General features: G+C 44.0%; 23 protein-coding genes and 1 tRNA gene. 6 read left to right on the top strand and 18 right to left on the bottom strand.

Going from position 1 to position 24838, the window contains the following annotated elements; translation table 11 throughout:
• Positions 1 to 87: 87 nt before the first annotated feature.
• The 4 genes from JMW05_RS11665 (at position 88) to JMW05_RS11650 (ending at position 3705) form a co-directional block, all read left to right on the top strand.
• A complete protein-coding gene (locus JMW05_RS11665) occupies positions 88 to 1290 on the top strand; it encodes a tRNA nucleotidyltransferase (protein WP_201505417.1) in 1203 nt (400 codons plus the stop codon).
• A 14-nt stretch (positions 1291 to 1304) separates the two neighbouring features.
• Positions 1305 to 2123, top strand: a complete 819-nt coding sequence (locus JMW05_RS11660) for a pteridine reductase (RefSeq protein WP_201505416.1) — start codon at positions 1305 to 1307, stop codon at positions 2121 to 2123.
• 67 nt (positions 2124 to 2190) lie between these two features.
• Positions 2191 to 2267 (top strand) — tRNA-Ile (locus tag JMW05_RS11655).
• A gap of 172 nt (positions 2268 to 2439) precedes the next feature.
• Positions 2440 to 3705, top strand: a complete 1266-nt coding sequence (locus JMW05_RS11650) for a tyrosine-type recombinase/integrase (protein ID WP_201505415.1) — start codon at positions 2440 to 2442, stop codon at positions 3703 to 3705.
• Between the two features lie 149 nt (positions 3706 to 3854).
• Here JMW05_RS11650 and JMW05_RS11645 read toward each other — a convergent pair whose 3' ends face one another.
• From JMW05_RS11645 to JMW05_RS11610, 8 genes are all read right to left on the bottom strand, one after another.
• Entirely contained in the window at positions 3855 to 6422 is a 2568-nt protein-coding gene (locus JMW05_RS11645) for an LPD1 domain-containing protein (RefSeq protein WP_201505414.1), read from the bottom strand.
• A gap of 137 nt (positions 6423 to 6559) precedes the next feature.
• Positions 6560 to 7426 carry a glycoside hydrolase family 19 protein gene (locus JMW05_RS11640; RefSeq protein ID WP_201505413.1) on the bottom strand — a complete coding sequence of 289 codons (867 nt, stop codon included), beginning with the start codon at positions 7424 to 7426 and terminating at the stop codon, positions 6560 to 6562.
• Positions 7427 to 7432: 6 nt separating this feature from the next.
• Complete coding sequence (locus tag JMW05_RS11635; RefSeq protein WP_201505412.1) at positions 7433 to 7744, bottom strand: hypothetical protein; 312 nt, start codon at positions 7742 to 7744, stop codon at positions 7433 to 7435.
• A gap of 71 nt (positions 7745 to 7815) precedes the next feature.
• A complete protein-coding gene (locus JMW05_RS11630) occupies positions 7816 to 8352 on the bottom strand; it encodes a hypothetical protein (RefSeq protein ID WP_201505411.1) in 537 nt (178 codons plus the stop codon).
• Positions 8353 to 8431: 79 nt separating this feature from the next.
• Positions 8432 to 8635, bottom strand: coding sequence for a hypothetical protein (locus JMW05_RS11625; RefSeq protein WP_201505410.1), 204 nt, complete (start codon positions 8633 to 8635; stop codon positions 8432 to 8434).
• 4 nt (positions 8636 to 8639) lie between these two features.
• Positions 8640 to 9404, bottom strand: coding sequence for a hypothetical protein (locus JMW05_RS11620; protein WP_201505409.1), 765 nt, complete (start codon positions 9402 to 9404; stop codon positions 8640 to 8642).
• A 2-nt stretch (positions 9405 to 9406) separates the two neighbouring features.
• Positions 9407 to 10231 carry a hypothetical protein gene (locus JMW05_RS11615; RefSeq protein WP_201505408.1) on the bottom strand — a complete coding sequence of 275 codons (825 nt, stop codon included), beginning with the start codon at positions 10229 to 10231 and terminating at the stop codon, positions 9407 to 9409.
• Positions 10231 to 13710: a defense against restriction DarA-related protein gene (locus JMW05_RS11610; protein ID WP_201505407.1), complete on the bottom strand. Its 3480-nt coding sequence runs from the start codon at positions 13708 to 13710 to the stop codon at positions 10231 to 10233. Before JMW05_RS11610 ends, JMW05_RS11615 begins: the two co-directional genes overlap by 1 nt.
• A 281-nt stretch (positions 13711 to 13991) precedes the next feature.
• Here JMW05_RS11610 and JMW05_RS11605 point away from each other — a divergent pair, with 281 nt between their 5' ends.
• On the top strand, positions 13992 to 14567 hold the full coding sequence (locus JMW05_RS11605) for a GIY-YIG nuclease family protein (RefSeq protein WP_201505406.1): 576 nt from the start codon (positions 13992 to 13994) through the stop codon (positions 14565 to 14567).
• 308 nt (positions 14568 to 14875) lie between these two features.
• On the opposite strand, the gene JMW05_RS11600 is transcribed toward JMW05_RS11605, so the two are convergent.
• From JMW05_RS11600 to JMW05_RS11590, 3 genes are all read right to left on the bottom strand, one after another.
• Positions 14876 to 16006 (bottom strand): DNA cytosine methyltransferase, encoded by a 1131-nt coding sequence (locus JMW05_RS11600; protein WP_201505405.1) that lies wholly within the window; start codon positions 16004 to 16006, stop codon positions 14876 to 14878.
• Positions 16006 to 16647, bottom strand: coding sequence for an Eco29kI family restriction endonuclease (locus tag JMW05_RS11595; protein WP_201505404.1), 642 nt, complete (start codon positions 16645 to 16647; stop codon positions 16006 to 16008). Before JMW05_RS11595 ends, JMW05_RS11600 begins: the two co-directional genes overlap by 1 nt.
• A 371-nt stretch (positions 16648 to 17018) precedes the next feature.
• Positions 17019 to 17798 (bottom strand): KilA-N domain-containing protein, encoded by a 780-nt coding sequence (locus JMW05_RS11590; RefSeq protein WP_201505403.1) that lies wholly within the window; start codon positions 17796 to 17798, stop codon positions 17019 to 17021.
• A gap of 258 nt (positions 17799 to 18056) precedes the next feature.
• Between JMW05_RS11590 and JMW05_RS11585 the strand changes: the two genes are divergently transcribed.
• Entirely contained in the window at positions 18057 to 18386 is a 330-nt protein-coding gene (locus JMW05_RS11585) for a hypothetical protein (RefSeq protein WP_201505402.1), read from the top strand.
• Between the two features lie 96 nt (positions 18387 to 18482).
• Here the strand turns inward: JMW05_RS11585 and JMW05_RS11580 are convergent, their stop codons facing one another.
• The 7 genes from JMW05_RS11580 to JMW05_RS11550 are packed head-to-tail and all read right to left on the bottom strand — an operon-like array spanning position 18483 to position 24501.
• The gene (locus JMW05_RS11580; RefSeq protein ID WP_201505401.1) at positions 18483 to 19769 is read right to left on the bottom strand and encodes an RES family NAD+ phosphorylase; all 1287 of its coding nucleotides are present in this window, start codon (positions 19767 to 19769) and stop codon (positions 18483 to 18485) included.
• Positions 19770 to 19826: 57 nt separating this feature from the next.
• Positions 19827 to 20360 carry a hypothetical protein gene (locus tag JMW05_RS11575; RefSeq protein WP_201505400.1) on the bottom strand — a complete coding sequence of 178 codons (534 nt, stop codon included), beginning with the start codon at positions 20358 to 20360 and terminating at the stop codon, positions 19827 to 19829.
• A gap of 1 nt (position 20361) precedes the next feature.
• The gene (locus JMW05_RS11570) at positions 20362 to 21942 is read right to left on the bottom strand and encodes a hypothetical protein (RefSeq protein WP_201505399.1); all 1581 of its coding nucleotides are present in this window, start codon (positions 21940 to 21942) and stop codon (positions 20362 to 20364) included.
• A 3-nt stretch (positions 21943 to 21945) separates the two neighbouring features.
• A complete protein-coding gene (locus JMW05_RS11565; RefSeq protein WP_201505398.1) occupies positions 21946 to 22587 on the bottom strand; it encodes a phage baseplate assembly protein in 642 nt (213 codons plus the stop codon).
• The gene (locus tag JMW05_RS11560; RefSeq protein WP_201505397.1) at positions 22584 to 23474 is read right to left on the bottom strand and encodes a hypothetical protein; all 891 of its coding nucleotides are present in this window, start codon (positions 23472 to 23474) and stop codon (positions 22584 to 22586) included. Before JMW05_RS11560 ends, JMW05_RS11565 begins: the two co-directional genes overlap by 4 nt.
• A gap of 8 nt (positions 23475 to 23482) precedes the next feature.
• Entirely contained in the window at positions 23483 to 23902 is a 420-nt protein-coding gene (locus JMW05_RS11555; protein WP_201505396.1) for a hypothetical protein, read from the bottom strand.
• Positions 23903 to 23922: 20 nt separating this feature from the next.
• Positions 23923 to 24501 carry a hypothetical protein gene (locus JMW05_RS11550; protein WP_201505395.1) on the bottom strand — a complete coding sequence of 193 codons (579 nt, stop codon included), beginning with the start codon at positions 24499 to 24501 and terminating at the stop codon, positions 23923 to 23925.
• Positions 24502 to 24838: the final 337 nt, after the last annotated feature.

Below are 24838 nucleotides of genomic sequence, written 5' to 3'. Positions count from 1 at the left end.
AACTCTTATTCTGCTTAAGTTTGCTATAATCGAGCCAGCCAATATCCTCGGATGTTGGCTGGCTTTTTTTATGATTAAGGGGCACACATGCAGGTATATCTGGTTGGTGGCGCGGTGCGTGACACTTTATTAAAGCACCCTGTCAAAGACAAAGACTTCGTGGTGGTCGGTAGCAGTGTCGATGAGATGCTTGGCGCTGGATTTTTACAGGTCGGTGCGGACTTTCCTGTATTTTTGCACCCAAAAACGCAGCAAGAATACGCCCTTGCCCGTACCGAGCGCAAACAAGGATACGGCTATCAAGGCTTTAGCGTCCACGCCAGCCCTGATGTGACCCTAAAAGAAGACCTAATGCGCCGCGACTTGACAATCAATGCGATGGCAATCGAAGTCACCAGCCTCTATGATGACACCCCGCTGACAGGCGATGTGGTCGATTATTATGGCGGGCTGAATGATATTGAGCAAAAAGTGCTGCGCCATGTGTCCGATGCCTTTATCGAAGATCCGTTACGCGTGCTGCGTGTGGCGCGTTTTTACAGCCGTTATTTTGACATGGGCTTTACAATTGCCACAGAGACTGCCGCCTTGATGCAATCGCTCAGCGCGTCAGGAGAGCTTGCGCATTTAAGCGCCGATCGCATTTGGCAAGAGTCCAGCCGCGCAATGATGCAGCGCGCGCCGCAAGCGTATTGGCAGAGCTTGTATGACATTGGTGCGCTACACACGCACTTTTCCCCTTTGGTAGCCGCTTGGGACAATGCTGCCCTACGCCATACCATCATGACGGCGCTACAGTACGCAGCTCACTTTTCCCTTGATTTATCGCAGCGCTGGGCACTGTTGATGATGAGCCTCTGCCCTGCTTGGCAAAGCCAAACGCAACCCCCATTAAAGGTAGCAGCATCGACGACGGATAGTGACAAACAAGCCGCCGATACCATCCGCGCGATAGGTAACCGCGCAAAAGTGCCAAAAATACATACGCAGTTTGCCGCATTGTTTGTGCAGCATATTGACAGCTTAAGCAAGATTACACACTTAACTCCCGCTGAGCAAATGGCACTGATACACGCGAGCCAAGCGCACAAACAGCCTGAGCGCTTAGAGCAGTTGATTGTCACTCAGCACGCATTACAAATGGCGCTCGATACGATACACATGCAGCGTGCGCTGGACAGCTATCACGCGATTGGCATGGCGGATATTGACCAAAGCTTAAAAGGACCTGCCATTGGCGACGCATTGACAGCGGCGCGCATTGCGCATTTGACCCAACACTCCTTGTGACTTATAGTGCAGCTATGACACCGACACCTTCCATATCAGCTACGAGCACGCGCTGTGATAGACGACCTGTCATGCTGGTGACAGGCAGCGCCAAGCGTATTGGGGCTGCTATCGTACGCGCCGCGCATCATGCAGGCTATCGCGTCATCATCCATGCACTGAGCAGCCAAAGCGAGGCCTACCGTCTGGCTGATACGCTGAACCAGACACGCCCCGACAGCGCTGCCGTATTGATTGCGGACTTGGCAGTGATAGAGGATAGTGATGCGCTACAAGGCTTTGTACAGGACGCGCTCAGCCCTTTTGGTCAGATTGACGTGCTGGTACACAATGCCTCGCGCTTTTATCCCACTGCCATGGGCACCATCACCCACAGCGCATGGAACGAGCTGATGCTGACCAATGCCAAAGCGCCACTGTTATTAAGCCAAGCCTTACTCCCTTATTTGCAGGCAGTACACGGCTGCATCATCAGCGTCTTGGACATCCATGCAGACGACAGACCTTTTGTTGGCTATAGCGTCTACAATATGGCAAAGTCGGCACACAGAACGATGGTACAGTCTCTGGCGCTGGAGCTTGCACCCACCGTGCGCGTCAATGGTATCGCGCCTGGTGTCAATGTCCTGCCCGACCCGCACAGCGACCAAGCCATATCAAACGCCCAGCAAGCAGCTATCGTAAACTCCATCCCCATGCAGCGTATTGGCACGCCTGATGATATCGCCGACTGTGTGTTGTATCTGGCGCGAGCAAGCTATATCACAGGGGAAGTCATTGCGGTCGATGGCGGGCGCAGCCTAACACTGGCGGGCGGTCATATGTCGGTCTAAGCAAGAAAAACTCGATTTTTTACTTGAAAATACGAAGAATTCGGGTATTATAGTGCATCTATTGATAGGGCCTATAGCTCAGTTGGTTAGAGCAGAGGACTCATAATCCTTTGGTCGTAGGTTCAAGTCCTACTGGGCCCACCATATTCAAACCCTTTAAAATCTATGATTTTAAAGGGTTTTTTATTGCCTGATGGTTTTGTTCAGAGCCCTTAATTCTTATACTAATCAGCTATCAGTATACTATTGGTATACTTCTAATTTTCTCTTATCTCTTTTATCATAGCTATAACAAACATAGATTGCGGACTTTCAAATGGCAAAGGTAAAGCTTACAAAAAAAATTGTTGATAGCTTAGATTACACAGATAAAGTTGTTATTCATCAGGATACGCTGGTTTCAGGATTTGCGGTTTGCACCAAGAGCGCAAGCAAGAACTACATTATCAATAAACGCATAAATGGAAAGCTACATCGTCGCGTTATTGGCGACTGTACCATCATTACCTTACAAGATGCTCGCGAGGCTGCTATTTCAGCTATCGCAAGTTTGATGCAAGGCGAAAACCCATTTGAAAGTATTGAGCCTGTCGCTGTGCCTACCCTTGCAGAAGCTTACCAATACTATGTATCGCATAAACCTAGCCTTAAACCTAAAACCATAGCTACCTACGATCGTCAAATTAAAGGCAAATTGTCTGATTGGTTAGATACACCTTTGAACGATATTATGCAAAGCCATATTACGGAGAAGCATTTAGAAATTACCCGCGCCAGCCCCTCACAAGCCAATGCAACTATGCGGGCGCTTAACGCGGTATGGAATTTTGCACGTTTAAGCTATTTAGACCAGTCCGAATCCGCAATTATAAAACCAAGCCCTATTGATATTTTGACGGCAAAAAGACTATGGAATAATGTTAAACCTAGAACGCGGCATTTAAACGAAGATACTATGGGTAACTACGTCAAAATACTAATAAATTTTCGTAGTGAAGATTTTCATACCATGCAGCCCCACAGCAATAATGCACGGGATATCATGCTGCTGTTTCTATGTACTGGCATACGTGCCAGCGAAGGATATAATTTAAAATGGGATAATATTGACCTTAAACATGGCACAATGACTATTACCGAAACCAAAAATAGTGATCCATTGCATCTGCCTTTAGGTAAGGTTGTACATTCTATGTTGAGGCACCGCTACCTTTACGGCGCCACTCAACCTTGGGTTTTCCCGTCAAGAATAAAATCATGCGAAACGGGCTTAACTGATATCTCCAAGCAATATGGTCATATCAGTGATATGTCAGGCATACATATCACACCACATGACTTACGCCGAACTTTCTCTACAGTCGGTGATATATTGAATACTAATATGTCTGTGATTAAGCGCTTAATGAATCATCGTAACTCGACATCTTCTGATGATGTAACCTTGCAATACATACAAGTCAGTCAAAAAAGATTGCGAGTTGCCATGAACGAGATTGAAGAGTTTATTTTCAACGAAGCTGGCATGAGCCAAGACGACGTTATTCAGAAGCTGTATACCTGTAAAGACTACTCATTGTGATAGCATCGTTGTTAAGCGACCCGCAAGCCTGTATCCAAAGATAAGAGTCGCGCTCATAAAAAACCCGCCTCACGCGGGTTCTCCTACATTATTAGTATGTATACAGTTAATAATGCACCAACCAATTCTCTCTCACTCTAAAGACGTATTTACTGAATGAGATTAGAAAGTAGTGTATCAAGCTCTAAATCCTCATCATCTGAGAATACACTAGAAGTGCCAAAAATAGAGTCCATCAATATCTGGTCAGCAGTGGCATTCTCGAAGACTTTCTCGCTTTTGATAATCTCAAATAAATTTTTGAAAGCCATATTAATTTTCTTACGCTCATTACCATCAGGGTAAGCCTTATGAGAGCCTCCATATAAAGCGTTATCTGCACCATAACTTAAATAATCGTTGCGTCTACCTTGCTCTTCAAGACTATCCTCTAAGTAAGCCTGGAAGGCTCGGGCGGCCATTTCATGAGTTGTGGACCAATATGGTTTTGAGCGTCCCGCATCAAGCTTTTTAGCATTGGCATAAAACTCTGATACCGGTTCACCAGTGTTCAAGACAACAGTCTCGCCTACTTTATCTTGATTAAAGAAAGCAACAGCCACCTTGCGCCATTGATTATGATTTTTTCTACGCTTAGACCTATAAGGCGAATAGAACTTTGAGTCAATAATATCTACTGCTTCTGTAGCTCCTTTAGCGTCAAATATTAGCTTAGCTAAGCCAGTGCTATTTTCTTGAATATTAAGCAAAGCAAGCTCTACATCTTTATGAGTAACTTTAAATGCTTCAGGTGCTCTAGAATCACCAATGGTCATAGTCTCTTGCAGTTTAGCAAAGGCTTCTGACAAACTGGCTGATTTTTCCACTACCATCTTAGGATTAACACTTAGATACTTACCAATTCCAGTCGCACCGTCTACAGCTAGAACCTCACCTAATATGTTATCAATAGCATGAAACCATTCATGACCTAATGACCCACCACCTTTCATCTTAGTAATATTAATGACACGCTGTACCGGCTCATAGTGTGCTAGAGCCCCTTTTGTACCTCGTGCACCTAAAGACAATGCCAACCTCCCCCCGAAAGCTAAAGATTTAGGGTCAATACCTACAATGTCTGATAGATCCATCATTGCCGCTGCAGAATTCTCAACATGGAACTTAGCACTGGTTTTATCCTTGAGAACCCAGTTTCCTGACTGTATGTCTCGAAAACCGAATGCTTCTTTTAGCTCTTTGGTGGAGTTAATAGTAACTGGCTTACCACCTGTACGCTCAATATTATCAGCAACGATTAGTTCAAAAGTTTTCTTTTTCTTACCCTTCTGCTTGTTACTTTCGTCTGACTCACCTACTTCTGGCTTGATAGTTAAACCCCAGTCATTGTATTTTCCTCTAATAGCCATATTGGCATGTTTGATAAAAGCATCTGACTGCAGCTCTACAATATTCCAAAATCTTTCTCCTAGTGATATCCAAGCTAAGTTTGATAATGGATCAAGCAATGTTTCTAGTTTATTAGCCAAAACTATTCTTTCAACATCGTCTACACGTGCTTTGTATTCATCGATATCATCATCAATGACAATTGGTGCTATCTCTCTTGCAAATCTTTTGTTAAATTTAATATCAGGATACTTATCTGCAAGCCAATTTTTCATTGATGTTTGTCGAGCATAGTAGTTACTTTGTCGACGCACAGCAATAAAGCTGCCCTTTCTATATTCCACAAAGCCTTGCTTGCTTGCAGAGTTTTTAGATACATCCAATCCTTCTACAGCTAAACTTTCTGCTGCCTTATACTCACTCTCGAATCTAAGAGATTTGTTTTCAATCAATTCTTTTTGCTCTGTTACTTTGGCAACAGCTTGGTTATAGCGACTCTCATCTGAAGCACTGATGTTATGACCATACATTTCACTAGCAATAGCTTTCAGCTCAGCAATTAAGTCCTTGGTGCTAAGAATACTTTTATTTTGTACAAGGCGCGATTTTATAGCATTAATCCCGTTCACATACGCTCTACGTGCCAGCGCTTTTTGATCAGCAATCGGAATAGCATTGAAATGCTTAGTAAGCCTGAGTTCGTTTTCAGTACGGCCATTAATGATACGCCTTCCCGATACACTATTTTTTAAGAAACTCATCACATCCCAGTATGGTTCTGGTCCCACAGAAGCTAAGACTTTTTGAATAAGATAAGCGGTACCAGCTTCCATATCCTGATTCTTCAATGCTTGGTAGTCTACACTACCCATGATATTGGATTTTTTAATGACATCTTCAGCAATTAAGGGATTTGATTCTATTTCATCCCATTCAATATCAGTAGCTTTTACCGTAACACCATCTTTGGCCAACTCCTTAATACGGTTACTGGCACGTTCTTTATGTGATCCTGCAATATATCCTGTATCAGCATAGCGATAGTTCTCATCGCTCGGATTATCACTTCGTGAATCAATCGACGTGTGCAGTTCATTGTGCCCTACGGTATTAGCATCGGTATTCTCTTGCTGCAAAATTGTTTTTGATAAAGACTTTCCCGTGATATGCAATACTTCAAGGGCGGCTTTAATAGCAGATTGCTGCTCTTCCACCGTGCTTGCATTGGCAAGCGCAATCAGTATCTGTAGGTTTTTTTGAGTTTGCAGAGCGTTTGCTGCATTTTGGGCGCTTATTTTGGCATTGTTGGTTTGTGTGGCATCTGTCATCTGCGGTATCCGTATTAATTGAGTGTCAGTGCCTTATTATTACTGACATAAACCGCGTGCTTGGCTTGTGTTCCGTGGGTTGGGGCATAAAAAAACCCGCCTATATTGGCGGGTTTTCGTTATTTCAATAATCTAAATTATAAATAGCGCAGACACTTTTCTAAAGTTCGGCAGAAATCGTCGTAGCCATTCAAACCGCCGTTGACTGTCTCACGAACGATACGGGCACCATAATTCATTTTGTAGTTTTTAGTCTCGATACCCTTTGAAGTTAAAGTATTCAAAGTGTATCCGTCATCGTAAGTATTGATCTTTTCCGCCTTGGCGTTACAGCCGTTTAACTGCCAAAAGGCCATAGCTGCTTTAACTGCGTTTTCTAGGTCTTCAATTAGCTTGGGGTTATCGCCAAAGGCAATACCTGTCGTATTTTGTAGAATGTAATAGTTGCTGCGAAAGGTATTTTGGATAATACCGCCACCGCGATAATCCCAACCGTCGTTGGTACCAGAGCGATTGCCATAGCGACCACCGTACAAGAAGTTTGCTACGGCTACCTGTCCTTTAGCAACCAGATTTTTTGCTTCTGACAAAGAGCGCACGCGCGAGCTAAACACTTGACGTAATCGTGCAGCCGTATAAGCAAAACTTTCACGCTTGCTATTAAATCCGTTGGATTCAACGATGCAAGTCGCAATAAACGCGGCCATTTGTTTCTTGGTTAAGATGTCGTACTGAGGTGCTAATTTTAGAATAATGGGAATCGCATCTGCATTGACGTTAGGATAGACCTTACGCAAATTAGCCAATGTAAGATTATACGGTCGCGTCTCTGTCGATACGACAGGCGTTACGCCCAAGCGCTCAATAAGTTCATCCCGCATTCCTGCGGCCATTGCTTTGTTTGTCATATCGACAATCAACTGAGTAAGCACTGTCGTGCCCTCAACGTGCCCGCGCAAGGCACTAAAGATATCGGTATCTGTTACTACTGCTGTGGCAGTCATAAAATATTACTCCTGTGTAGGTTTAACGCCGCGCATAATGTCAAGCTGTGTTCTTAATTGCTTGTTTTCGGCGGATAAGATGGTGTTTTTAATTTTTAGCGCGCGGCCTTGCTTGGTTGCACGACGAAGAACAAATGCCGCAAAGAACATCATGAAGACCATGCCGACCCGCGCAATCGTACTTTGATAAGACGGCTCAAAAACGGTACTGCCAAAATCTGCCCAGACAAGCATGAGCCAAGACAGCACCCCAAGTGCCAAGATGGTCGATACGGATTTTTGTACAGTGCAGGCGTGTTTACTCAGTAATAAGTACACACATAGGGCTATGCCGACAAATGGGGCGATAGTGTTTATCGTTCGCCAGTCAAGCAGGGTATATAAAAGGCTCACTTGTCATCCCCCTTTAAAATCCACGCGGCAAGCAATCTGAGTCGACCCATTACTAGGGTTTTAGCGCCTTGCAAAGTAAAGACCGTCAAAACCTTTTTTAGACCTGACCACAGTTCCGCACTGCGTAAAAACTCACCAATATTGAATATCAGAAGCACGCCTGCAAAGCTGGCGCATAAGCCTGTTAGCATTAGCACTGCCATTGTTGGGTTTGGCACAAAAGCGGGCAGAACAACAAAAGCGCCAACCAAGCCCGCCAAAAAACCCATGGTTAAATTCATGAATTTTTGACTATAGGAAAGCTGTGCTTCTTTCATCACGTCGACGTACAGCGAGGCAACCGAACCAACAGCCGCCAGCACCACAGTCAATGCAAAAAACACCCAAATGGGCAGGTTGAGGTACAAGAACAAGTGTGTCTGACCAAGTTCGCGGGCAAAGACTTCTCCGCCCGCGCCGACAGCAGCCACATTCGCACCGTTACCTACAATGTTTGCCAGCGCAATTTTTGCGGTAGCGACTTTGTGGCTCATGCCGTGTTACTCCTTAGCGCTTTTGCGCCGTTCTTATCTGCTTACTTGTTTCCCAAGTGGCACATAAAACTAATTAAGTTTAGCGTCTGCCTGCTGCAACCTTGATAAGCGCACCTAAGTAATTGAGCACGGCGACCCGATAATTTTCTTCTCGGTCTACAGCACGCTGGGTATTTTTAAAGGCATCTGAGTTTTTATAGATACTCAGAAGACCTATACCCATATTAAGCGCTTCTGGCAGGCTGGTTTTTCCATGTTCCATGATTGCAGCAGCATCGTTCATCAGCTCATTTACGAAATGTCTCGATGAGTTGCCCCGCGATGCCGTCGATGGCTGAAAGACATAGAAATCGGCGCGCCGTGAGGCTGACATCCTCCTGTTCGTTTCCGTCCGTCAGTTCATGAACGAGCAAACCGTCAGGACCACTGCCTAGACTGATGAAGTGGTCAAGGCGAGTATTGGCATTAGCAAACACCGCAGTAAGGTCGTTGTACGCACCGTTGGCAGATAGTGCATCAAGCGTTGGTAGGCGGGCCTCAATCGCCTGGTTAATCTCTTCTTTACTAGCGGTTGGTGGAATTTGTTTCCATTCCATCTGCTCATCACCGCCAAAAATGGATGAAATATTGCCGTACAACTGGCAAATCATTTGTCCATTGAACCAATCTGCCGCGTTTTCGCATTTTTGCTCCAATACCTCTACGTGCGCACCGTACAGATGCTGGACATAAGCGCTGTCCGTAACACCTATACGACTGGGCACATCAGCTTGTACTGTCGGTAGCAGGTAATCGTCAATATTGAAGTAATTGGCGCTGTCTAGCCCTTGCGTGGCATGTTGATGATGCAGCAAGAAGCAATAACGCTCACTGGCAGTAAGCGAGCGCGCAATGCTGCTGTCTTGAACAACATGACCAATCAGCGCACTGATACGCGCCTCGTTATAAGATTCAGGATAGGACTTAGCAATATCAATCGCTTGTCCAATGGATAGGTCATTAAGCGGCAAAGTGTGTTTTAGTAACGTCACTGTCTTCATGGATTCATTCATAATTACTGTCTCAACTCTCTAATATTTTTGGCATCCCATGCTGTGCGTGATAGCAAAACAACGGGGACCAATAAGGCGATACGGTCGCCGTTATTATTCATCGGCGCGACAATGGGTGTAGATACGCTTTCTATCACCATCGGCTTATAAGTTTTACCGCCATATTGCAGCTGTACCAGTGGCGGGATAACTGATGGGAACATGGCTTGCGAAAACCCATCTTGCAAGCCGCTAACAATCAATGATTGTGCGGACAGCTCCGTGGCAGATGCCCACGCTTGCAGGTTTTCAACCTGGTCTTCAACTTCTTTCCTAGCGTCACTCCATGCCTGAAAAACCAACGTCGCACTTATTCGTACCGAGCTGCTGGACGTGTATATCTGTTGGCTGTTGACCTTGGTGAAGTTTGAACGGTCTTTTAATGCCATCATCTGCTCTTGCAGCCCCATGCGTACCTTAGTCACTGTGTCACTCAGCCCCGTCGCCTCTGAAACTCCAGACAGTATGTTTGCTGCAATCTGTCCTGCACCTGTCGGGTCACCGTTTAACGCAAAGAAGCTATAAAAAGCGGCGTTCGCCTGCCCTGATTGCAGCGCCCCCATAAGGTTAGGCAGGCGCGCTTCGGGGTTAGACGCCTCAAAAGGCGTGCTGTACTGCGATTCTGTAACAAAATCACCATCTGCCAGTAGCGCTGTTACTGGTGCTTGGCCACTATCGACGGTATACACCTGATTGCCCTGCCCGCCTTCAATGTTTTCTTCGATGACGGGCTGGATTTTGGCAATCAAATTGGCATTTAAGCCTTTTTCCTGCCATAGCTGGCTCATTAAGACGCCCCTTGCTGCATCTGTCGCATGATTGCAGCTGTGGTAAGCTCCACGGTTTTCTGACTAATACGCGCCAGCTGGTTCAGTAGGTCGCCATCATCAAGCGCAGTCGCCCGTTTATTGAGCTCTAAAAGCTCATCGGTACTGCCTGCCGTTACATCGTAGTCGGCACTGTTTACCAAGCGCTCAAGAGCATCAATGCTTGCTTTTAGTTGTCCGCGCTCACCGTCTTCGGCTGATATGTCTGTTACAGGGGTAGCAGCGTTTGGTGCGTCGTCGTTCAGTGCAGTGGTCATAGGCGTATCTTCTAAGTTTTCGGTTTTGGTCGGCTGTACAGCATTCAGCGCATGACGTACCACGTCATTGATAGACAGCGGTGCAGGTGCTCCGAACATATCGAGGTTTTGGCGGGCAGTGTTGTCGTTTTTGATATAGTCGGCCATCGCTGTAAATAGCGCCGTCATTTTCTTAGCACTACGCGCGTTTTGTGCTAAAAACACGGCCAATTCTGCTACGCCGTCTTCAACGTCTTCAAAAAGACCAAGCTGGCGCACATACTCCGTTATGCCTTGGTCATTTTTCTTGGCATTCATAATCATATTGGCGGCATCAGAAATTGCCGCTTGCACTTGGTCATCCAGTGTTTGCTCGATACCGTCAATCAGGCTTTCGGCAGCATCTTGAGCTTGCGACAGGTTTGTTGCACGCGCTTCGACAAACTTGGGTGCGGCTTGGGTAAGCGCGTTGAGGGTATTTTGCAGCTCAGGGCTGGCTTGGTCTGCCATCATTTCTAGCAGGCGGTCATCGTCGTAGGCTTTATTAAAAATGGCTGCTTTGACGCGCGCTTCTAATGCACGGGTCGGCGCGCCGTTATTATCGGTATATTGGGCAGCTTCTTCTGCGCCGAGGCTGGCTAAAAACTTTTTGATAAATTCACGATTGCTTGCCGCCAATAGGTCGCCGCTTTCGCTGGGGCTCAATAACGCCAGCATGTCGTCACTGATGCGCTTAGCATCGCTTTTCGCACGCTCAGACGCGGTAAAGCTCAGCTTATCGTCTTGGTTGGCTTCAATGGTGAACGCTACTCTATCAATCGCTGTTTTGCGGATACGCACCAATACTGGGTGTTTGTACTTGGCAACTTGTTCGGCAGAAAAGCCAAACATGGCAGCGTTGTCAGATAGGTACTCGCGGTACTCTTCGGCGTCGCCATTTTGGTAAGCAAGTTTTATGGCGATAGTACGACCGTTACCCGACTCCACCACCAAATCGTCACTGACAATAGGTGCGCCAGCGTCTACACGGCGTGTACGACCAAGTGATTCAGGGTCTAAGGACTTCGCCATTTTTTGTACCCACGCGATGGACTCGCTGCGGCTGCGGTCGCGCGGCTGCAACTCTTGCGGGTAGTTGGGGTTTTCAGCGCCGCTGGCATTATGAGAGGCAATGAGGCTATTGGCTTCGACCAAGGCAAACGTGCTGGCGATTTTATTACCGCCTACCGTTTTGGCGTTGTTAGTTTTGCCTGTGGTGATTGGTTGGATGGGAGACGCTACAGATTCTTGATTAGACGCATCTTCATCTTTTAAGTTTTCTAAAATATCTTCGTCAAAAAACAAATTAAGTACATATTCGCCAGTATCAACAAACGATAGTTTGTCAAATTGCTTGACACCATCGCTTTCATCTTGATAAGATTTATCTAAGCCTTGGTACTGGCTAGATACGGAGCGCCGAGTAGATGATTCATCTGCGACAGCATCCCCTAGAGCTGCCAAGGCTTCTTTTTTGTTTATACCAATGTCATATAACACTTCTCCTTCATTATTCTTTTCAAGTACCACTCTCGCATTCTTTGCAATATCGTCGATGACCACTGTTACATGTAAAACATAGTAGCCATATATATTTGGCGCTTTTCCTTTGACCGCTTTTGTATAGCTTTCATACTTTCCTTTTTTAATCATTTCAGGAATAGCAGCCACCAATTGCAACTTGCTACGGAACGTATGGTTCGCTTTTGCAATATGCTTGCCGCCGCGTCTGCGCAAAATAACATCATTTTTAACAGCGGGACAAAAGATGACCTTATCTTTGAGATTGTCATCAAAATAAGCCATGGCATTGTTTTTGGCTGTCTTAAAATCAACAGCGTCACTGACGTCTATTTCTGTGCCAGTGATAGTTACGATATTGTCATCAGTATCCAAGTCAGTACTCAGCTCATTTATGGTAGCCTCAACGTCGTCAGCACCTACTTCAGCAGCCGTTTGCGGCACCTGTGTTGGCTTATCATCTACTGGTACTGGTGTTTTAATGGCTGCATTAATTTTGTCTTGTAGCTCGGCAATTTCACTATCCAGATTGGTAAGTGCTTCACGCTTTTCATCAACTTCCGCTTGAGCCTCTTCAAGTTCCTTATCGAGCTTCTGCGCGCGTACCTGCGCCGCCTTAAAGCGCTTACTGTTTTTAGCAGCCAAACGCATGATTCGACCTGCCAGCGTAGGCAGCTGCACGTTGTCACCGTTTGGCGGCGATAATACAGCGGTTACGTCACGCTTGTTTAGCATCCATTTCCAACTGACCATGATGTCAGTGGGCAGCACATTTGAAGGCGTCTCTTTGGGGCTATGGAACCAAATCGATAACGACTGACCGTCCGAGAGTTTAAAGACGAATGCCATATTTACCGTGCCAGCGCGCTTAAAAGGCTTTGTTTCTTTGACCGTAGACACTGCCACACCTTCAACGGCTACATTCGCCATGGCTTTAAACAAGCGGTCTTTAAGTATAGGCAGACGGCTTTTAACTTCCATGAGTGAATCAAACTGGGTATCGCCGACTGGTTTGATATTGAGATCCGCAAACGCCTCGTTGATATTGAAAGACGTCAAAATATCTTGGTGCGTGTCTGTTTTTAAAATATCGTGGCACAAGTCACTAATACTGCCGCCGTGGCTTGCCAGTGTAAAATCTCCTTGCCATTTAACGCTGTCATAGGTGACACGCTGTATTTCATCGCGCAATTCTTTAGCAGTGATTACGCGCAAATAATGGGCATCCTGAGAGGGATTACTCAGCAGTTTAGTGATAGCGTCAATGGACCATGTGGCAGGCTGGTCGCTGGTATCGGCGCTACTAATCACAGCAAAGTAACTGGCACCAATATTGGTAAAATAACTGGTCGCTACCTGAACGGCATGGTCTTCATCCATCGCGCCACCAACAGCTACGGTATCAATGTATTTATCGCGGTCATCAAAGGCGTTTAGCACATACCAGTCATCATCAAGGCTGCCAGCAGACGCATCAAAACCATTTCCATCGAAGCCTGTGTTATCGGCAAGGACAACCAGCACGTCGCGGTAGCGACCACTGATAATGCCTTGTTCATAGCGTTTGTATGCCGTGCTTCTACTGCCATCTGTAGCAGTCAGTGTGTGCGTGCTGTGCGCGCTTTGTTGTGTGGTGTAGCTCATCTTGGCAAGTACCCTTAATTGGTTGGTATAAGGGTATTGTGACAAAGCTTTTAGGTGCGGCTGGGGCGTGTTCCGTGGTTTAAGGGCGTAAAAAACCCCGCTGATTAAGGTGGGTTCTTCAACATAAACTGCTTACTTCTCCTGTCAAAGCTCCGCTTTATAATGAATATATAAGAATTGTCAATTGTTTATACAAAAGGTCTATTGTGGAGTTTGAAACTCTGAGCTAACCTCTTTAAGCTACTAATGTCTATATTATATTATTTAGGTGTATTTACATTATGAATTCAGAATGGTGGGAAGATAATCATGAGTTTGAATTGCAGTATCGCGAAACTTTAAGGCAGATGGAATCTAATGAGTCATGGATATACATAGGAGTTGATATAAGGTATGACAATATGGCTAAAATTGGACTTACTACTAAAGCGTTAGCGAGTCGGGCTAGTAGTAGTCAAAACCCTTACTATACTTTACTATGTGGCTTTAAAATTAAAGAAGGTGTTGAGGCAAAGAAAATTCATAAGATCGAAGCTGCTATTATAAGTTTTCTAGATCAAAGTTACGAGCGTATTGATCACTGCAAGAGTGGCAAACCTTCTGAATGGTTTTGTGTGAATCCTATTGAAGTTAGAAAAGAGATACACGATTTTTTATATGAGAAATTTGAAAAATATATGTTCTGTATTTGGTGTGAAACAACTGATATTGTTTTTATTAAATATTGGGAAAATAAATCTCTACTTGAGGGAACTATTAAAGCCTCAAATATAGCTCAAGACTTAAGCTCTCCAACTTTTAGTTCAGACACTGATATGTCAGATAACTATGATGATTACTGGGAATGGAATAAGTGATGTGTTTATGTTACTAAGCTATATTTTTCTTACCACACACGTATAACACTAAAGACGAAAAACCCACCGATTGCAGTGGGTTCTTCAAAACGGGCTACTTAAATAATTTATAGGAAACGCTGGATTTTCTTCTTCGCTAATTTTAATTGATCAAGATAACAATAAAAAATGACCTCTTAGAACAGTCTGTTATAGAAGTCTATTCTATAACAGACTGTTTGAGCAGTTCCAGTAGGATATACAAGGCAATATCTAATTGGATACTTACTAAACTGTGTAGTGGATAGTTAATCCAACCTGTCTTCTTTTCAACTTAAAGTCTTAAATAGCTGCTCACCTATTTTCCTACCTAGAGTCACTGGAACTGCATTTCCAATTTGGCGCATAGCTTCCCCCCACGCACCTGAAAAAATGAAGTCTTTAGGAAATTCCTGTATGATTTTTGCCTCGTGCACAGTTAAATACCTAATGCTATCATCTGCATATCGAATCATATTTTCTCCGCCCGGTACACCGTGCGCGCCTGCTTTTATAGTTTTTGATGGGAGATCAAACATACTCCCTGTATGTCCGGGATAGCTTCTAGCGCCATCACGAAAAATATGATCTTGAATATCGTGTTTAGCCTGTGGGTCAGGTAAGCGTCCCAAAACATCTCTCATTGTTTGCCAAGGCTTGCCACTAGGTGGTATTAGACTGTATTTGCTACGTATCTTTACTATTTTTTTCAAAAAAGTAGGACTATGTGAGTACTCTAAAGGTGAGTCGATATTATGACGCTTCCAGTATTCCGTTGATACGAACTGCTCCCAAAGTAATCTATCGAGATTAAACTCTTCTTTCGGAAATTCCCAAACACATTCAATATCAGCTCGAATGCCAACTATTATTACCCTCTCACGTGTCTGAGGTATACCATAATTAGCAGTATTTATTAGCTTAAAACTTACTTCATACTCTGGTATGGGATTTTTCTTTTGAAAACCTCTTAATTCCTCAAGATGTTTTCCCCAGTCTGAATCAACATGAGATTTAGCAGAAGGATATTTCAACCTTAAAAGAATATAATTGAAATACTCCGAGAAGCTTGGCCTAAGTATGCCTTTCACATTCTCGAAAACAAAAGCCTTTGGTCTAAGTTCGTCAATTGCTTTAATAGCATATGGAAACATATCTCTTTCATCATCAAAGGCTTTATGACTTCCACCTAAAGAAAATGGCTGACACGGTGGCCCACCAGCTATTAGATCCACTCCTTTGAAAGGCTTGAAATCAAAGCTTCTTATATCTACTTCATGTACCGTTCTTGGGTTGAAATTGGCTCTAAGTGTCTTACAAGCATCTTTATTAAATTCAACTAGAGCCAAGTTTTCAAATCCTGACTCCTCTAAACCCTTTGCCAAACCTCCGGCACCAGAAAATATTTCTAAAGACTTCATTATTTCCCCAAAACAGACAGGTGCTCTATAACTCTTTTCAGAATATCGTCTTCATTGCGTGGTGTCCCCAAGCATTTATCAGCCCACTCTCTACCGGGGTGGATAACATCCCAATCTGACTTAGCCTGATTAAACCTTCCATTACCAGGCGTATGGTTCCCAAAACCATCTAATACAGAGTTCCATAATGGTTGATTTAATTTAATCAAAGCAGCCTCTATAGTCCCGATCATATCTGACCCTTCAGCCTCAAAAATAACAAACCGACATGAAAAGTCACGAATATCCAAACTATCAACCTTGTCTATATTTCTGGAGTGCTCGCGTATTCTTGAATATAACTCGGTAGAGAGCTTTTTAGTATCATATGATGTTCGAGACTGCCTCCAACCTTTTGGAACAGCTTTTCCCACGTAGATCGGATGCTTATACTCTAGTCTATTAGCTTGAGCATAAGGAGCATATATTTCATTTTTTCCTGTATAATAAATCGCATAAACCCCTGTACCAGTAAACTTTTCTGTTAGAGGTATTTTATGAACAGGAGTACCATTAAAGAACCGCACAGCGTCCTTAACTAATTCTACAAATTCCTCACTATGATATACATGCTCACTTCTATCAAATGGTCTTGCTTGCATACTAAAACTCTTATATTAGAAATAAATGATTAAAAACTAACTACGATAATAAAATAAATATGGTTTTTAATAGATTGAATACTTACGAATAGAATAGCTATTCCTAAAATCTGCGTGAGTATTGATATGAAGAAAATAGTAGTTACAGACCTTTAGAAAAGACTCTAAAACTCGTATCACACCCTCATGTTATTAAAAAATCACTTCCTATAACTATAGCAATTTTCCCAGTGTCGAACAATCTGCTATACTATAGTTATTTGGCAGATGGTTGCGTCCCTCTAACCAAGTGCGAGATTTCGACTTCACAACGGCAAAGACAAAAAACCCACCATTGAAGTAGGTTCTTCAAAATGAGCTAACTAGATGGTCTATAGGAAGCGTCGACTGTTTTTCTTCACTTGCTCAATTTGTTCCTGCGTTAAGCCGTACCATCTTTGCTCATTAAAACTGTCAAAAATAGTACTGTGCGCTCTTTTGATATCGTTAACCTTTTGGCTAACCTGCGCCAGTAAATTGGTCAGATCACTGGTCATCCAGCATACCTGCTCGGTCTTAGCAAAACCAATGTCTTTCCACATACGGTTATTAGCGATTGTCTCATCATCCATGGTTGCTACTGGCTTTTGACGCGCTAATATTGCTTCATAAACAAAAGCGACCGCTTCAGGCAGTAGTGGTACTGGAATCTCTGTCACCTTTTCATAACCAAAATGTTGAGCGACTGTTTTATACACGTCACTACGCAAGGTATTGCCAATTGCGAGTTTGTCACAGGCAGTCACAAGGGCTTCTCTTTGTTTGGCATCAGTACGTGTCACCAATGCGTCAAAAGTTCGTATAACGATTAAGGCAAATTTAGGGCTAATCCACATGGCGTAGCGATAAACCAACTCTTTGCAAGCATAAGTACCACGCTTACGCCCACCATTGACTTTCAATAATACTTGGGCACTCTGCAAATTTGCAGAGTGCTTAATTTCTTCTGTTAAATCAACAACTTCTTGGTTACGGACAAAGAAAGAAGGTTGGTGTTTGGATTCACCACCACTTTCTTTATGCACATCGTTGAGTGAGTAAAGACCATCAATCATATTGATATCGTAGTCAAGGATAGTGATTTGTGGCGTATAAATTGTTAAACTAGACATACTAGCTCCTTATCTTAGGTTTAGTTAGTAGCCTCATACAAAACTTTCGACGGGGATGTATGGGGCTTTTTTATGAGGATAACGACACTATAATTAATGTCGTTGACACTATGTTAGTTCATAACTATAATTAGTGTCAACTATAATATTTTACTTGGAAGAACTATGTCGTTTATATTGAAAGAAGAGTTACTTCAGTCTCAAGATACATGGAAGCGTAGTCAGATACGCTTGACACCTTCCCTTTATGACGCCGTCATGAGATACGCTGAAGAGAACATCTTATCTTTAAATTCTGCGTTGATGTATCTAACAGATGAAGGCTTGGTTTCTACTAAAAAGGATATAAAGCGTAAAATCATTTTTACCGAATGGCATCCTCTGCACGAACTAGAAGATAGCAGTGATTTTATTAGTCATAACAACAAGGTTAGGATGTCTTGCTCAGAGTATATGAGCAATTTTTTTAATGAGCGACCAAGCTACGAGTTAATTAAATTTGAATTTAAATCTCAAGTTCAACGCATAGGAAAAAAAGATCAAGAGATACTTTTTGGGATTCGTATTTGGTATAGTTATCCTGCTTAGAAATTAAAAGACCCACTGATTAAAGTGGGTTTTACTTAATAAATTAAGCTAATAGAAATTTTATTTACATTATATAGAAGTATGCCTAATCTTATTTTACTCATCTATACTTCTTTCTATTTCAAACTCTTGAGTTTTAGTTGTGACTGCAATCACATGATGCAAGACTATAGATCTATCAACAAACTCTAGAGCCTCTTCTTTTTTCACCAAAACATCTTCCAAATTTTTCGTCTTCACATTATAAAAATAAAATCTATACTCTTTATTTATAGATTCTTCGCAACTAACAGTATTGTTATCATTGTATAAGAAAGCACTCACCTTAGAATACTCTGGAAACAAAGCAAAGTTCATACCTTTCATACCGCTCTGTATAGATTTGAATGCAATTCCATGTATATTTTCGCTAAAGTATGTACGAAAATATTCAAATATAACTTGGGTCTCAAGATATACAGAATTCTTTCTTTGGGAAGCGGGTTTGGAAAGTAAAAATACTAACCTTGCAATGAAGCAGGATTTATGGGACTTATCGACAAAGTCTTTATCAAAAGGGCATATCGCCATTTTGCTTATCTCTTTTAACTTACTCAAATCTAAAAGTCTTAGTATCTTTTTGGCTCTAAATTCAGCAGACATGACCACATCTCCTGTAGTCGCACGTACTTCACTAAAGCATGTTTCTCGATTTTCTGAGGCGTAGAATGCGGAAATTCCTGTAGGCGTCATTCGCTGCTCACCAGCTAAGATCGCTGGAACTGGACCAAGTTGGTTCGCAGGATCACTATATATATCGGTTCTTTCTTTTACTGTATTTGCAATCCTTGCACGAAATATAGAAATATTTGGATTCAGCTCATAAATGACATCCTCCCTTACTACTCTATTTTCATGAATTAAAGAGAATAAAGAATCTAAGAATTCTTTTACGTTTTTATTAAAAAATCTATGATTATAATGTATAGATTTTATAAAATCAGACCATCTATCCTCATAGTCATTATTATGATCTAGGTTCCCATCATTATAGACAAATAGCTCTTCACTCTGCTCACCTAAAATATCTTGAACTTTGTCTGATAAATCACCTTTAAAATCTTCCGATCCGAACTCTACGAAATCTAATAGTTCAAAAAATTCTTTTGGATCTAACTTATCATCATGAGCGTAGAAAAACATCCCTTGCTCATGCTCACTACATTCAGAAAAAGGAATGATAGAATCTTTAAATCTAAGAGATAGCAAAGAAATAATTTCACCCTTATCAGCCACACTATTTTTTATCTCTTTACAATAACAACATCGTTTCTCATATAATGTAAAAAGATTTTCATTTTTTATAGATTCTATATTCACACACTCTGAACATACATAGTTCATAAAAATTCCTGAGGTAGCTATTAAGAGTAAACAGAACTTCACTATACCACTATCTTATTACCTCTCAAACATCAATGGTCTTATCTTCTGAAAAGTGATCGGTACTTTGACAATCTCACTGCGTCCCGCGCTACTCAAGTCTGTCTTACCCTCCTTGACCGATACCAGCCACGACCGCCCAAATACGGGTTTAGCATCAATATCATTATGGTTTAGCAGATTGACCGTCAGCTTAAACGTGTATTTTTTTGGCTCATTGACCGTACCGTCTCCTGGTACCGCGCGCTCATAACAGCGGCGGTATGAATTAAAAATAGCACCCTTAACCGTTTCAATGAACGTCAAATCAATCGTATCTTCGCTTGCGCCAGTGATATACGATGCTTGATACGCGCCAGCCTGAAACGTCTCATTCTCAAGACTACCGTATGACAGATCAGTATCCGTTACCAAGTAGCGCAGCGCCTTGTCCTTAAACCAAGGTATATCTGAGCCTATACCGAAAACATCCTCTAAGCGCACCTCATAACTGCACTGCATCAGTACGCCATACGCCTTAGCCTCACCGTACAGTTTTTTTAACTGCATCATTCTATTCATAATCAAAATCCATGTCTTCGGGCAGACCCTCACCCTCGCCCATCATCTGCCCGCCAGCCTGCTGTGGCTGCACGCAAAGATACATGGCGATTCTCTCCGCCTTTTCGCTGTCATAGCCCAATTCATCCTCAAGCATCATTTGTGCGCCGTGGAGGTCCAGCCCAAGCTCTCTGATAGCCACAAACACTTGGGTTTGTAATAGCGTGGTATTGGCGCGATTTTGACGGTTGGTGAGTGCTTGCGTAGCTGCCGCCGACTGGTCGCTATAAAAATTGATCTGCCAAGGGTAATTGCCATCTTCAAAGTATTCCCCGTAACGTAGTCCCCAATGCACACTCATCACATGGTTGTAGCCATCTACCAAGGCACTACGGATAAGATGCGAACGGCGCATCATCTGTGCGGATGTATGAAATGCCGCGCCATCGCCCAAGCCACCCGCCAGCATGTCTGCCCAGCCAATAAGCGACAAGTCCATGCCCAAGCCACCCGCCAAGCGGCGTAATGACAGCATGAGGGGGGTATCCGTCAGCGGCGTCATACGCTGCGAGATATCACCGACTGACTGCAATATTTGCTTTTCTCCATATTGCGGCAGCATGTGAAACTTTGTACCCCACAGCGACTCTTTGCCATCGAATGCGTCACGCACATTCTGGCGGTAGTTGTTGAGGAGTTTAACAATACGCGCAAAATACTTTTCTTGTTGTGAGCGCGGCATGCCTTCCATATTCACCGTGACAAACGCTTGCTTTACGCTATCGGAAATTTGCTGATTATTAAGCGCCGCCCGCGCAATCGTTACGTCCTGCCAAGCCTCTTCTACCTTGTATAAAAATGAGCCGCCCACCTCAGCAGGTAAGATAGGCATATCTCTAGGATTGTCGTACTGCATCATCTTGGTGTCTTGCCAGATCGGCAAAAACGGCTGGCGCACATGGTCAATGCGGGGCATTTTAAACCGTAACATTTGCTGTGCATTGAGCTTAGTAATACCACGCTGTTGTTTTTCAGCTTCTAACACATGGTAACCAATAGTCTTGCTCGCTTTTTCAAAAGGCATAATTGCCCATGGCATCGTAAACTGGTTGCTCATCAGATTATTAACGCCTTTATTATCAAAATGGATACGCGCATAACTGTCCCCGTAGCCGACCGCTTGGGTTGCCAATTGCACGGCTACACGGTTTAAGATGGGCGCGATGACTTTCGCTTCTTTTTCTACTTGAGCGCGCAGCTTTTTTGCCCGTCGACCGCCTTTTTTGATGCGGTCATGTGGTGAGATAAAAATCATATCACCAGTGCTCTCATGCCCGCCAAGTGCCGCGGTAACGTGCAGACTTAGCGCCTCTGATACTTGCGGGTCTTTTTGCATAAGCTCCCACATGCCATAGATTTGCTGGCGTGTTCGTTCAGGGTTTTTGCTGGACGTGGGCGAGCCCAATTCCATCTGATTGATGGCTTCATAGCTTTGGTCGATGTTTTGGATGCCTGATGCTGCTTGGTTTTGCGCCTGACGCGCTTGGCGGTTATCAATCAGCATCCCTGCTAAGTATCTTTCAACGTTAAACATATATCACCTGTATTTATTTGGAGTGCTGGTAGAGCCGCTGCCTGGTTCAGTACCGCCGTGTGTATGCCCCACTTGAGATATACCGCCCGCGATGACGTCTACAGATACCGTTATCTGTCCATAGGTCATTTGGTTGCCGTATGAGGTACTATTGCCATTTACAGTTTGGCTGCCGTTGACCGTATGGTCGCCTGTTATAAAGTAATTGCCCACTTGGTTGATATCGCCTTTGACGTTGGTTTCTGCGGTGATATTCAGCGTATCGGCGTCAATATTTATCGTTTTGGCTTTGATATGCATAAAATCTTCGGCGCTAAGCGTCATATTTGCGCGCGCCAGCAGCTCAATGTTTTTTTGGCGTATGCGGCGCACGTCTATGACTGCCCGTCCCTGTCCATGGCGGCGGTAAAAGGCAACCACGGGCATATCGATTTTGCCTTGCTCAAAAAACACCCATACATCTGCCCCGCTGATAAGTTCGCGTTCGGTATCAAGGTCATCGTCCCCAATAGGGTACGCCAGCATGGCGGTAATACCGTCGCTTAACCCGTCCGTCAATCCGTCAATCGCCACTTGTGCGGTACGGGCGTCTTGGTCATAACTGATAAGGCGTGCAGGATGAAAAAATGGGGAGTTATAGGTCACAGATGCTTCTCCACTTGGGCAAGCCATGCACGAGTAGCCATAACGCTGTTACCGCCTGCCGCGCCTGTGTCATAGCGATGGGCGGCGGTAAGCGCAACCAGTTTCTGGTCATTGATTTGTATCAGTTTGCCCGCGTTTAAACGCTCATCAAGTTGGCGGATAATGGTGGCTTTGGTAATAAGAATACGGCGTAAGTTTTGTAGCTCGCGGGTATTGGCGCGTGGATAGTAGCCAAGCCCGCGCTCACTCTGTGCTTGACCGATGATGTCGCTGCCATTGTCATCAATCGATAAGTAATTGATGTTGCCACGGCGCACGGCATTAGGATTGTCGATCCACTGTACCGCGCTTTTATCAAATAGTGTGGCCTCGCCCACGAATAGGTCATTTAAGCCGATGACGTTCACGCCATCATCTGTATGGCAAACAACCGCCGCTTCACGCTGTAATGCTTCTGCGATAGAAGTTGTCGGAATCTGTCCTTTTAAGCATACAAAGCGGCTGACTTTGATGTCTTTTTTGATACGGATTTTTGCACCGAGCGCACGATATATCTGATTAAAACTGGTGCTCTCTAAACTCACCGCCCGCTTGGTTACGCCGATTAGCGCTTGGCAGCCTGCCAGCACGGCTACCACATGCAGTGCAGCAATGCGATGCCCTGCCTTGATGCCTTGCTGATTGATGACCTGAGATTTAACGACCACCAAATGCACACCGTTGGGCATGACAACGCTTTTATCGACGCTCAGTAGCGTATACAGCGCATCGTCGGCGCGCACAACCAACTCAAGAGTGACAGGCACGGGTACAAGGTCTGTACGATACAGTGCGCTGATTAGGCGTTCCCCACCAATAAAGCTGCCATCTTCTAGTTGGATATTCATAAGCGCCTTTAATCAAGGGTAGATAAATCACTGTCCAAATCAATACTCATCGGCGGAAACTGGAATGCCTCACGCTTCATAAGCTCAACCGCTTCTCTATAGAGCTGCGTACATTCACTTGCGCTCATACCCGCGCCCAGCTCCTGCATTGCCTCTAAGCGGCGCGCTTGAATAAAGCTGCAATGTGCCAGTACCACAGGCTCGATAATTTCCCAGTCATCTACAGCAAGCATCGTATCAGCATCAATCACGAGCTTATTGTCACCGTTGGTCGCAGCGAGCTGCCCCGACCAAGTGTGATATTTTTTCGCAGCATTAATGACCGCTTTCAAAACTTCCGTATCGAGTACCGACGAACCAGTCGTTAAAAGCGTATCGTATGTTTCTGTGACCGCCTCTTGAATGCTGCCATAGATAACTTTGTCCATAACTTGCCTGCCTATCGTCTTTACGCTGCAAGCGCAGCAAGCGAATTAAGTCCCGTTGCAATAGCGCTTGCCAGCGTGTTGTCGGTACTGCCCAACTTACCTGACTCACCAAAGTACATATAGGTGCAGGTCGCTTGTACTTGCAAAATCTGATTGCGTGATGAAGCGTCAATATCACCGCCGCTTTCAAAGGCAAGATTAGCATCCATGATTTCATGCACGCGACCAACGGAGTCACTGCCCTTGTGCCCTTCATAAATTTTGGCAAAAGGAATCACGCCGTTATATTCTGGAGAGTTAATCGCGGCGGCAAAGTCCAAGATTGCCCCCGCTTCTGTTTCAATGAGCGTCCACTGTCCTTCAAACTTGGTTTTTACCGTACCTGGTACCGATGCTTGTAGCCCGTTTGCGTAGTCCACTTCGGCGGCATCAAGGCGAATTTCGATAGGGCGCTGGAAGTTTTGAAGAAGTAGGCGGATATTTTCAAAGCCTTGTGGGATGAGCACTGCATTACAGGCGAGCATTGCCGCGCCCAGTTCTTTGGCAGTGAGGTAGTCTTTTTTCATGCCCGCTGAGGAGGCACTAAGTTTTGGTTTCATGATGGTAGCCTTATTCATTGATTGGTAAGGCTATTGTGACAAAGATAAATTGGAGACTTGGGGCGTGTTCCGTGGTTTGGATAGATATAAAAAATCCCTGCAGGTGCAGGGATTTTTTATACAGTTACAATTATCCGAACTAAAATTATTATATATAATGACATGTTACACTTGATATTTTATAAGGATATTCTGACCCTAATGCAATATAACTCTAATACTAATATTTTTTAGTAAATATATATTTGTTTAGCTTATTAGCTCATTCATACATATATCGAATCCAATTATTAGGGCAGTCGTTTATTCTACCTGTTTCGTCAATTCCCAAACTACC

The sequence above is a fragment of the Psychrobacter aestuarii genome, from assembly GCF_904846035.1.
Taxonomy (GTDB): Bacteria; Pseudomonadota; Gammaproteobacteria; order Pseudomonadales; family Moraxellaceae; genus Psychrobacter; species Psychrobacter aestuarii.
This window is presented reverse-complemented; position numbering and strand designations above follow the sequence as displayed.